Consider the following 12,005-nt stretch of genomic DNA (forward strand, 5'->3'; position numbering starts at 1 on the left):
AAACTCCTAGGAGTTTTCAGAAAATTTAATACCCTTTTACCAACTACTTACACGAAAACATAATTCGTTTTCTAAATAAATCAAAATTCCTCATAACAAAACAATTTCTCTTTAAAGTCTTTATCTTAGTATGCGTACCCTCAAGAAGACCATTAGACCAAGGATAATCAAAAGAATTACATATCTCATCAAACCAATCATTAAAAGCAGTAATACAAGAACTAAATTCCTTTAAACAGTACTCCTTAGCCCTTCTTATCCACTCACTCAAACATATACTAGCCATCTTTTTATTAGGCTGAGTAAGAACATATTGCTAGAACAACTCTTTTAATTGATAAGCTAACCTTAAATCCTCACTTAACCCAAGCATTAAAGAAACCTCACTAGCCTGCATAGAACTAAGCATAGAAGAAGGCTTTGTAACTAAACCCTTACTTCTCTTAAAACACCCTAAGCTTAGAAGAAACATCCCTTTGAATCCTCTTTCTAACATTCTCCAAAGCCCAAGAAACCTGTCTTATGAAATGATACCTATCAATAATATGAATCGAACTTCTAAAGAACCTATCCCTAACAGATTTAAAAATATTAGACATATCATTTACAAAAAAACGGCTCTATAATATCTGTTAGAGATTTATTCCCCAACAGATATTTTAGAGCCTTTTGCATATTGTAAACTTTAAATACTAAAACAGATGACAAATCTACTTGGAAATGTTAATCTTTTGAAGGGGTGAAAAATGAAAGCTAGAAAATTATCTTTTATTGCTATTTTATCTGTGTTGATAACTATGAGTGCATTTTTTAAATTGCCAAATCCATTTTTAGGAGGAGAGTTTCAAATGTCTGCACCTATTGCAATTATAATAGCGTATATATTTGGGTTTAGGAATTATTTTATAGCAGGTATTATATCAAGTATAATTTCTTTTATACTTGGATTTATGACAGTTTATGGAATAATAATTTCAATGGTTTTTAGAGTATGTGTTGGGATAGGCGTTTATATTTTTAAAAATAGAAACATAGGCTTTTTTATAATAGGACCAATTTCAACTTTTATAGCACGATTAGCTCTTAGTTTAATTTTTAAATTGAACTTGTATACTATATTAATACCTACAATACCAGGGATGATATTTACTGTTATAATATGTAAAGTTTTTTTTAATGGATTTTACAAAGTAGTGGAAAATAGTGTGTATAGTGATTTTATAGTTTGTAGAAGGAGTTAAAAATGATTTATAGTGTTAAAATGAGAGCTTCTAAGAATATAAATGGCGAGAAAGTTCATATATCAGGAGCAGAAAGAATGGTTGAAGAAAGGGCACTTAGTGAGGTGATAACCTATTTAAAAAATAGGGCAATGAGTCATGAAAAGGGTAAGCCGGATTTTATAAATATAAAAATAGAAGAAATTGATAAAAATGAAATACTAGAGTTAAATGCTTTAAAAGTTAGAGACATTAAGGTTAAATCTGTTATAGAAGGGTTTGTATTTATAAAGTCATTTTTAGAAAGTCAAAATATAAAAAATGCAGATTACATATTAAATTTATTAAAAAGTACTTCGAATATGAGAGGGGCAATAATCTTAGATGTAAATTCATTAGAGCGATTGGAGCCGGATTTGAAAAGCGGAGTTAGAGTAACATATATGGATTATAAAAAGATAAAAAATTTTAAAGAATATAAGATGCATTTTAATGAAGCTCTTGTATTAGCAACTAAGGTTGCAAATGCACCAGGTATAGTAGGGGAGTTATGTATTTCGGATGATCCAAATTATACAATAGGATATGTAGCGACTAAAAAACATGGATATATGAGAGTTAGTAAATTAAAAGAAATTGGTTCGCAAAATGGCGCTAGAATTTTTTTATATGATAAAAATAAAGCAGATCTAAAAGAAACAATAGAATTTTTAAAAAAGAAGAAGGTGCTTGTTATTGGATGATAAGTTTAATTACATAGATTCTAAAATGAAATTTTTAAGTAATCAAAATTTAATTAGAAAACAAAACATATTTTCTAGTACACAATCTGCAATTTCAAAAATTAATGGTAAAGAGTTATTACTTTTTTCTTCAAGTAATTATTTATCAATTATTGAAAATGAAAATATTTTCGATAAGGGAGTTAACTTAGCTAAAAAATTTGGTATGGGGTCAGGAGGTTCAAGACTTACTACAGGAAGTACTATACTACATATGGAACTTGAAACGAAATTAGCTAAATTTTGCGGGTATGAATCTGCTTTAGTTTTTAACTCGGGGTATACAGCTAATTTAGGAGTGATATCATCAATTGCTACAGAACAACATATAATATTTTCAGATGAAAAAAACCATGCTTCTTTAATCGATGGATGTAAATTATCAAAAGCAAAGATAGTTGTATATGAACACAATAATTTGAAAGACCTAGAAAATAAGTTAAAATTATGTTACAAATTTAATAAAATAATAGTTTCTGATTCTGTATTTAGCATGGATGGAGATATTATAAATTTAAAAGGTATAAGCATGCTAGGGAATAAATATAATGCACTGACAATAATCGATGACGCTCATGGATTTGGGGTTCTTGGAGAGAATGGCAGAGGAATTATAGAATTAACCGAAGAAAAATTAAAACCAGACATACTTATTGCCACACTAAGTAAAGCAATAGGGGTTGAGGGGGGATTTGTAGGCACCTCTAAAAAAATAAGAGATTATATATTAAATCATGCTAGAAGCTATATTTTTTCAACTTCTATGAGTCCTTTAACAATAGCATGTAATATAGCTTCTTTAGATTTTATTTCAGAATCAAATGAAAATTTAATTAGGCTTAAAGAAAATATGCAATATATTAAATTAAGCTTAAAAGATATAGGAATTGAAGTAGATGGTAGAGTACCTATAATAAAAGTTTTAATAGGTGATGAGGAAAAAGCTATTAGAATTTCTGAAAGTCTATATGATGATGGAATTTATGTTCCAGCAATAAGATTTCCAACTGTAGAAAAGAATAAAGCAATTTTGCGAATTACTTTAATGAGTTCTCATACTAAGGAACAAATAAATTTTTTAGTAGACAGATTAAGATTTTATATTAATGAAGAGTGAAAAATAAATTAAGATAAATAGATATTTATAATGAAAAAGGGTATAATATAAATAATAACTTACCAGTACAATGGGGAGTAGCTAATTACTTACAGTCGTCATTACGAATTTTTATTCCGGCTGTAAGCCATAACTATGGTAGCAAGACCACTGTTTCTCGTCAGAGACAGTGGTCTTTTTTAAAAGTATTTAAGGGGGAATTAAATGCAATGGTATAACAAAACTTCTGAAGAAGTTTTTACTGAACTACATAGCTCTAATCAAGGGCTTTCTACGGAAGTAGCTGTTCAAAAGCTTCAGGAGCATGGGAAAAATGAATTAAAGCAAGAGTCAAAGACACCTTTTACTCAAAAACTTTTAGCTCAGTTACTTGACCCAATGATTATAATACTTGTGCTTGCAAGTGTTGTTTCGGCAGTGGTTGGGGAAGTAATAGATGCACTTATAATAATAGCAATTGTGTTGATAAACACTGCACTATCTCTTTATCAAGAGGGTAAAGCTGAAGCTGCTATTGAAGCTTTACAAAAGATGTCATCTCCTAAAGCTAAGATTGTCAGAGATGGCAAAAGAGTTGAAATTGATTCTACAGAATTAGTTCCTGGGGACTATGTTATTTTAGAAACTGGAGATATAATTCCGGCTGATTTAAGGCTTGTAGATTCTGCAAACTTAAAAATTGATGAATCATCTTTGACAGGAGAGTCAGTTCCAGTTGAAAAAGACTATAAACAAACTTACGAGGGTAAGATGGAAATAGGAGATAGAGAAAATATAGCTTATTCTTCAACTATTGTATCTTACGGAAGAGGTGCGGGAGTTGTTGTAGAAACTGGTGAAAATACTGAAATTGGTAAAATAGCTACTTCAATAAGTACACCAGAAAAAGAGCAAACACCTCTACAAAAAAGACTTGCTGGTCTATCAAAGACACTTGGAATTTTAGTAATTGGAATATGTCTACTTGTTTTGGTAGTTGGAGTTCTTAGAAAACACGAAATACTTGAAATGTTTATGACTTCAATCTCACTTGCCGTTGCGGCTGTTCCTGAGGGATTACCGGCTATAGTTACAATTGTATTGTCTCTTGGAATGAGCAAGATGGCTGAAAAAAATGCGATTGTAAAGAAGCTATTGGCTGTTGAAACTTTGGGTACTACAACTGTAATATGTTCGGATAAAACAGGTACTTTAACTCAAAATGAAATGACAGTTGTAAAGGCATACACTGATGGCGAAGTTTATGATGTTGTAGGAACTGGATACAATCCAAATGGAGAAATTGTTTTAAATAACGAAAGCGTGGATGTAAAATCTAAAAAAGGTTTGAACCTTTTAGCTAATATAGCAGCACTTACTAATGACGCAAAACTTATTCAAAACAATGAAGAGTGGGGTATAATAGGAGACCCTACAGAAGGTGCATTATTAACTTTTGCCGAAAAAGCAGGATATGGAATTGAAGACACCAATGCAAAATATGCTAGAGTGGAGGAAATTCCATTTGACTCAGATAGAAAGATGATGACTACTTTCCATTCGGAGTTTATAAAAGATAAAGTGATTTCTTTTACAAAGGGAGCTCCAGACATAGTGCTTTCAAATTGTAAATACTTTTTGGACGGAGAAGAAGTAAAAGAACTTACTGAAAAAGATAGAGAAAATATAATGCAAAAGAACTCTCTATTTGCAAGAGATGCCCTAAGAGTTTTAGCTTATGCATATAGAGAATGGGATTCTATTCCTAATAAGAAAACTACTGAAAATGTAGAAAATGATATGATTTTAGTTGGGTTAACAGGAATGATAGACCCTGCAAGACCTGAGGCTAAAGAGGCAATTAAAGAATGTAAATCTGCGGGAATTATACCTATAATGATTACCGGAGATCACTTGGAAACAGGGTTTGCAATAGCTAAAGAACTTGGAATAGCAACCGAAGAATCACAGGCTATAATGGGACGTGAGTTAAACGAATTATCAGATGAGCAAATGAGAAAAGTGGTAAGAGAAAAGAGAGTATTTACCAGAGTTTCTCCTGAAAATAAAGTTCAGATAGTACAAGCGTTAAAAGAAGAAGGACATATCACAGCGATGACTGGAGATGGGGTAAATGACGCACCGGCTATAAAGAAAGCTCATATAGGTATTGCGATGGGAATAACTGGTACAGATGTTGCTAAGAGTACAGCCGAAGTAATCTTAACTGATGATAATTTTGCTACAATAGTCCACGCTGTTGAAGAGGGAAGAATTATCTACTCAAATATTAAAAAGTTTGTAGGTTTTTTACTTTCTTGTAACTTAGGAGAAGTATTAATAGTATTTATAGCAATTCTATTAAACTTGCCAGTACCTTTACTTCCAATACAACTTTTATGGTTGAATTTGGTGACAGATTCATTCCCGGCACTTGCACTTGGAGTTGAAAAGGGAGAGGCAGAGATAATGGAAGAACCGCCAAGAAACCCTGATGAACCTCTTTTAGATTCAGAACTAAAATTGACAATTGCAATTCAATCAGTGGCTATTACGATAGCTACTCTAGGAGCATATATGCTTGGTCTACAATGGTATGGGAATCAAGAAGAAGGCGTAGCTATTGCAAGAACAATGGCGTTTGCAACTCTTATAATTTCTGAATTGTTGAGAAGTTACTCTGCAAGGTCTATAAAAGACACGCTATTTAGTATAGGAATATTCTCTAACAGAAAACTTGTTTGGGCGACACTATTATCACTTGCATTGACATTGGTAGTAATGGAAATTCCAGGAGTTAGAGAGCTATTTAAATTAACTCCATTATCGCTTAAAGATTGGGTTGTAATATTAGTAGGAGCTCTGATACCGCTTGCGCTAGGTGAAATTCAAAAAGTAATTAGATTTAATAAGACACATAACTCAAAATAAATTATTAAGAGAACTCCTAGATTAGTTTTGGAGTTCTCTTTTTATACTATTATCCTATTAAATCTAGATATATAACCAATCCCTATTGGTGATACTTTTAACCATCTCTTTTGTTAATTTATTTATCGTTTCACACAACCTATCCACTACGTCTGATAATGTGTGGAAAAATTCATTTTTAAATCCCATAGTCCTAATTTGTTTCCAAATCTGTTCTATGGGGTTCATTTTTGGTGTATATGGTGGTATATGCATTATTTCTATGTTTTCCGGTATTCTTAATCCTTTGGATTTATGCCATGTTGCTCCATCACATACTAGTAGTATCATATCATTCTTATAGGTTTTGGAGAGTTCTTTTAAAAATATGTTCGTACAGTCTGTATTACAATACGGCAATATTAAAAAGAAGTTTTCTCCTGTTGTTGGTTCTATTGCTCCATAAGTATATCTGTATTCTCTTAAATGATGACAAGGTACTGATGGTCTTATTTTATGGTTACACCAACAGTATTTCGGCTTATTTATGCGACCGAATCCTGCTTCATCTTGGAACATTATTCTTACTTTTTTATCCGGGTTAACGTTTCTAAGTTCTTTTGCTCTGCTGTTAATTTTTTTGAGGTCTCTATGACCTCTTTACTTGCTTTCTTAGGATGTTTACTTCTTGGCATTATTTTTCTAAATCCGTGTCTTTTTAGTACTCTATATATTTGACCCGATCCTATGGAATGTCCTACAAGCTTTACATATGCTTTTTCTATTTCTTTGGCTGTTACTATTTGTCCACTTTCTGCTTTTTCTTCAAATTGCTTTAGGAATTCTTTTTCTTCTTCAAAGCAGAGATTTCTATGATTGCCTTGTCTTTTTTTATTTTGTAATGCGTTTACAGAATCTTCTCTGTATGCTTTTAACCATGCGAATACTGTAGATTTTCCAACATCTAATTTTTCAGATATGGATTTGGCACTGTTGCCTTTAAGTTTTAGCATTATGGCTTTAATCCTTATATATTCTCTTTTGTTATTAGTTTTTTTGAGTTCTACTTCTAATTCTTGAATTTGTTTTTGTATATCTTTCATAATATTATTATACTACATTAAATCACACAATTGTATCTATTGTTTAACGGATATTAGTATTAAATAAAATATAAAAAAACAATTTTTTTTTAATGATAATAATTATAAATAACTCTCAAACAAGTTGAGAAGTCTAGCGCTTAAAACTTAATGAAATATAGTATCAATAAGGGTTTCAGCCATTTTTGATTTGAAAAATTATTATTGTTATGTTAAAATCTATTCATAAGTTGAGGAGTCAACAAACTAATAGGAGGTGCTATTATGGCATATGTAATTAATGATAGCTGTATCGCATGTGGAGCATGCAAACCAGAATGTCCGGTAGATTGTATTGAAGAAGGTTCAATTTACACAATCGATGCTGATTCTTGTATCGACTGTGGATCATGTGCATCAGTTTGTCCAGTTGGCGCACCAAACCCAGAAGACTAATTAAAAATTATTTACTTAGAAATTAAGATGGAGTTCAAGCTCCATCTTTTTTCATGTACAAAAAATAGCAATTCATTTTGGGTATATATATAAAAAAATTATTTAAAATAAATTGTATTGAATGAGAATTTTTTGTGGTATAGTTTCTATACAATTTTAGTTTTCTATTTTTGTATTGTTTTAAGGAGAAATAAAAGATGAAGATACACATGGGTCTTGATATTGGTTCAACTACTGTTAAATTAGTAGTTTTGGACGATGCTTTCAATATACTTTATCAAACTTACAGAAGACATTTTTCGGATGTTAGATTTACTGTAAAGCAAGTTATAAATGATGCTTATGCACATTTTAAATATGATACGGTTACGATAGCAGTGACGGGTTCGGGAGCTTTATCTATACACAAGTCATTACAAATCGAATATATACAAGAGGTTGTGGCTGCTACAGAGGCTATTCAAAGATATATTCCACAAACTGATGTTGCAATTGAACTTGGTGGAGAAGATTCAAAGATTACCTATATGAGCGGTTCGGTAGAACAAAGAATGAATTCTATATGTGCAGGGGGTACAGGAGCTTTTATTGACCAAATGGCATCATTACTACAAACAGATGCTTCAGGTTTAAATGATATGAGTCAAAGCTATGAAAAGATATATCCAATAGCTTCAAGGTGTGGAGTATTCGCAAAAACAGATATCCAAGCTCTTATAAATCAAGGCGCAAAAAAGGCGGATATAGCAGCATCTGTATTTCAATCGGTAGTGAATCAAACAGTTTCAAATTTGGCTTGTGGTAGGCCTATAAAGGGAAAAGTAGCTTTTTTAGGAGGGCCATTACATTTTTTACCAATGCTTAAAAATAGATTTGTGGAAACTTTGAAACTATCTGAAGAAGAGACCATAGTTCCTGAAAACTCTGAAATTTTTGTGGCGTTGGGTGCAGCGTTGTCAAGTTTTGATGGAGATATGATTTCTTTTATGGAACTCTACAAAAGAGCAAATAATTCTAAGGAAAAAATAGATAAGGAATCGAAGATTTTACCTGCTCTATTTGAAAGCGAAGAAGAACTTTCAAATTTCATTGAAGAACATAAGACTAAAGATTTAAAGAGAGAAGATTTAAAGTCATATTCCGGAGCAATGTACCTTGGGATAGACTCAGGCTCAACAACTTCAAAGGTGGTTTTGATGGGGGAAGACAATCAACTTCTATATACTTATTATGGAAGCAATGAAGGGAATCCACTTGATATAGTTGTAGAGCAATTAAAGGAAATTTATAAGAGAAAAAATGAAAATTCATATATAAAATCAGCTGGTTGTACAGGATATGGAGAAGATTTTTTAAAGGCTGCACTCAATTTAGATTTTGGAGAAGTTGAAACAATTGCTCATTTTAAAGCCGCTGAATTTTTTGAACCGGATGTAGATTTCATACTCGATATAGGTGGTCAAGATATGAAGAGTATGAAAATAAAGAATGGAGTAATAGAGTCTATTCTTTTAAATGAAGCTTGCTCTTCAGGGTGTGGTTCATTCTTAGAGACTTTTGCAAAAACTGTAAAAATGGATGCAAAGGAATTTTCTGAAATAGCACTACATTCAAAACAGCCTGTTGACCTTGGTTCAAGATGTACTGTATTTATGAATTCCAATGTAAAGCAAGCTCAAAAAGAAGGTGCTCAAGTAGAGGATATCTCAGCGGGACTTGCATATTCTGTAATAAAAAATGCAATACAAAAAGTTATAAAGGTCAGAGACCCAAAACAACTTGGAAAGAACATAGTTGTTCAAGGTGGAACTTTCCTATCAGATGCAGTTTTAAGGGCATTTGAATTAATCACAGGGGTAAAGGCTACAAGACCGTCTATTGCAGGGATTATGGGAGCTGTGGGAATGGCTTTAATAAGTAAAGAAAGAGCAGATTTTGAAAAATCAAGCATATTGAATTTGGAAGAACTTGAAGCATTCACATATAAGACGGTCCAAACTCATTGTAGACAATGTACAAATAATTGCGCACTCACAGTAAATACTTTTTCAAATGGAAAAAGATTTATAACCGGAAATAGATGTGAAAAAGGTGCTGGAATAGTAAGAAAAGAAGCTGACCTTCCAAATTTGTATTCTTATAAATACAAGAGATTATTTGACTATAAATCACTTAATGAAGAAGAGGCTAAGAGAGGGACAGTTGGTTTGCCAAGAGTGTTGAACATGTATGAAAACTATCCTTTCTGGCATACATTTTTTACACAACTCGGGTATAGAGTAGTGCTTTCTGATGAGTCAAATAGAAAAACTTATGAGAAGGGGATAGAATCCATAACTTCAGAGACAGCTTGTTATCCTGCAAAAATATCTCATGGACATGTGGAAAACTTAATAGAAAAAGGAGTAAAGTTCATATTTTATCCTTCAGTTTTCTATGAGGAAAAACAATTCGATACAGCTAATAATACGTTGAATTGTCCAGTAGTAGCCGGATATTCAGAAGTAATTAAAAATAATCTGGAAAATTTAAGGGAAAATCATATAAAATTTATGAATCCTTTTATGTCATTTGACAATAGAAAAAAACTTGAAAAGAGACTTTCAGAAGTTTTTGAAAATATTCCATCAAATGAAGTAAAAAAAGCTGTTAAAATAGCTTATGAAGAGTCTGATAGGTATAAAGCAGATGTGAGAGCAGAGGGTAAGAGAGCCATGATGGAAATTGAAGAAAGAGATATAAAGGGAATTGTGTTGGCAGGTAGGCCATACCATATTGACCCTGAGATAAACCATGGAATACCGGAGCTTATAAATTCTCTTGGACTAGCAGTTTTATCAGAAGATTCGATTTCAAACCTGGTAGATATAGATGGTAAACTCAGAGTATTAGATCAATGGAATTACCATTCAAGACTTTATAGAGCAGCTAAATTTGTCGGGATGCATAAAAATTTAGAGATGATTCAATTAAATTCATTCGGCTGTGGAATCGATGCGGTAACAACAGACCAAGTAAATGAAATATTAAGCGGTTATCACAAGATATATACGGTTTTGAAAATAGACGAAGTAAATAATTTGGGAGCTATAAAAATTAGAATAAGATCTCTACTAGAAGCATCTGACAGACGGGAGATAAATGAAGAACCTGAGATAATTGACGAAAAACCGGTTGAGTTTACAAAGAAGATGAAAAAAGACCATACAATATTAATTCCACAAATGGCTCCAACACATTTTGCACTGCTAAAACCAATACTCAAAATTCTTGGATATAATTTTGAAGTGTTACAAGACTTAGATTCAAAAGTTGTAAATGAAGGGCTTAAATACGTAAATAATGACGCTTGTTATCCTTCAATATTTGTAGTTGGTCAATTTATGGATGCACTTAAGAGTGGAAAGTATGACCCAGACCACATAACATTTTTGATGTCACAAACAGGTGGAGCTTGCAGAGCATCAAATTACGTAGGATTTATAAGAAAGGCATTAAAAGATGCAGGATATGGACAAATTCCCGTGCTTGCACTATCTCTACAGGGAATAGAAGAACACGAAGGGTTTAAACTGAACCCAACAGAGTTAATACCACTCGTAAATAAGATCATAATGGGACTTTTATATGGAGATTTAATTATGAGATTGACTCAAAAGATTAGACCTTATGAGATGATAAAGGGTTCAACAGATGTTTTATATAGAAGATGGGTTGAAATTTGCCAAAATCCGTTGAGTTTTCAATTAAAGAAATTTAAAGAAAATGTAAAACAAATGGTAAGGGAATATAGTGCGCTTGAAATAAGTGATGAGGTTAAACCTAAAGTTGGGATAGTTGGAGAAATATTGGTAAAATATCTTCCGGCAGCTAATAACTATATTGCAGAAAAAATGGAAAAAGAAGGTGCTGAAGTAGTAATACCGGATTTGACAGACTTTATAATGTATTCATTTAAAAATGCTGAAATCAAACACAAAGAACTATCTAAAAGATTAATTCCTGGTATTATATGTAATTTTGGAATAAAATACATTGAAAAATATAGAACAATAGTTAGAAATGCCTTGCAAGAACATGGTTTTCATACTCCAAGGAAGATAGAGGATATAATGGAGTATGCTAAAAAATACGTGGACTTGGGCAATCAATACGGAGAAGGTTGGCTTTTGACAGGAGAAATGGTCGAGTTAATAGAGGACGGATGTGAGAACATAGTATGTGTTCAACCGTTCGGTTGTCTGCCAAATCACATTACCGGAAAAGGTGTGATAAAAGCTATAAGAGAAACCTATCCAACTTCAAATATAGTTCCAATAGACTGCGACGCTTCAGCTTCTGAAGTAAATCAGTTCAACAGAATAAAACTTATGTTGGCACAGGCAAAGAAGAATTTAGAAAATAAAGAAAGTGTACCAATAATTAAAAAGAATATCAAAATAGCAAAGAGATAAGGTGA

Annotated in this window: 10 protein-coding genes and 1 pseudogene; 6 read left to right on the top strand and 5 right to left on the bottom strand. The window is 32.1% G+C overall.

From position 1 onward, the window contains the following. Positions 1–43: 43 nt before the first annotated feature. From DYE58_RS07490 to DYE58_RS11690, 3 genes and pseudogenes are all read right to left on the bottom strand, one after another. Positions 44–295, bottom strand: a pseudogene (locus tag DYE58_RS07490) (transposase); the annotation flags it as partial. A gap of 21 nt (positions 296–316) precedes the next feature. After that, a complete protein-coding gene (locus tag DYE58_RS11060) occupies positions 317–496 on the bottom strand; it encodes a hypothetical protein (RefSeq protein WP_004820962.1) in 180 nt (59 codons plus the stop codon). Next, the gene (locus tag DYE58_RS11690) at positions 444–599 is read right to left on the bottom strand and encodes a transposase (RefSeq protein WP_083827170.1); all 156 of its coding nucleotides are present in this window, start codon (positions 597–599) and stop codon (positions 444–446) included. The genes DYE58_RS11060 and DYE58_RS11690 overlap by 53 nt, the downstream gene beginning before the upstream one ends. Before the next feature lie 147 nt (positions 600–746). Between DYE58_RS11690 and DYE58_RS07500 the strand changes: the two genes are divergently transcribed. The 4 genes from DYE58_RS07500 to DYE58_RS07515 all read left to right on the top strand — a co-directional run bounded on the left by DYE58_RS07500 (position 747) and on the right by DYE58_RS07515 (position 6,029). Further along, positions 747–1,241 (top strand): hypothetical protein, encoded by a 495-nt coding sequence (locus tag DYE58_RS07500; protein WP_115312154.1) that lies wholly within the window; start codon positions 747–749, stop codon positions 1,239–1,241. Between the two features lie 2 nt (positions 1,242–1,243). Beyond that, positions 1,244–1,963 (top strand): 6-carboxyhexanoate--CoA ligase, encoded by a 720-nt coding sequence (locus DYE58_RS07505; RefSeq protein WP_004820966.1) that lies wholly within the window; start codon positions 1,244–1,246, stop codon positions 1,961–1,963. Beyond that, positions 1,956–3,119 (top strand): aminotransferase class I/II-fold pyridoxal phosphate-dependent enzyme, encoded by a 1,164-nt coding sequence (locus DYE58_RS07510; RefSeq protein ID WP_115312155.1) that lies wholly within the window; start codon positions 1,956–1,958, stop codon positions 3,117–3,119. Before DYE58_RS07505 ends, DYE58_RS07510 begins: the two co-directional genes overlap by 8 nt. Before the next feature lie 204 nt (positions 3,120–3,323). Next, positions 3,324–6,029 (top strand): calcium-translocating P-type ATPase, PMCA-type, encoded by a 2,706-nt coding sequence (locus DYE58_RS07515; RefSeq protein WP_004820973.1) that lies wholly within the window; start codon positions 3,324–3,326, stop codon positions 6,027–6,029. Positions 6,030–6,092: 63 nt separating this feature from the next. On the opposite strand, the gene DYE58_RS07520 is transcribed toward DYE58_RS07515, so the two are convergent. Further along, entirely contained in the window at positions 6,093–6,587 is a 495-nt protein-coding gene (locus DYE58_RS07520) for an IS630 family transposase (protein WP_115312156.1), read from the bottom strand. 5 nt (positions 6,588–6,592) lie between these two features. Continuing rightward, positions 6,593–7,111, bottom strand: a complete 519-nt coding sequence (locus DYE58_RS07525; RefSeq protein ID WP_115312157.1) for a helix-turn-helix domain-containing protein — start codon at positions 7,109–7,111, stop codon at positions 6,593–6,595. 264 nt (positions 7,112–7,375) lie between these two features. On the opposite strand from DYE58_RS07525, the gene DYE58_RS07530 reads away from it, so the two are divergent. Continuing rightward, a complete protein-coding gene (locus tag DYE58_RS07530; RefSeq protein WP_115312158.1) occupies positions 7,376–7,546 on the top strand; it encodes a DUF362 domain-containing protein in 171 nt (56 codons plus the stop codon). A 197-nt stretch (positions 7,547–7,743) separates the two neighbouring features. Next, positions 7,744–12,000 carry an acyl-CoA dehydratase activase-related protein gene (locus DYE58_RS07535; protein ID WP_004820974.1) on the top strand — a complete coding sequence of 1,419 codons (4,257 nt, stop codon included), beginning with the start codon at positions 7,744–7,746 and terminating at the stop codon, positions 11,998–12,000. Positions 12,001–12,005: the final 5 nt, after the last annotated feature.

Origin of the sequence: Peptoniphilus indolicus (assembly GCF_900454665.1) — a bacterium.
GTDB lineage: Bacteria > Bacillota > Clostridia > Tissierellales > Peptoniphilaceae > Peptoniphilus > Peptoniphilus indolicus.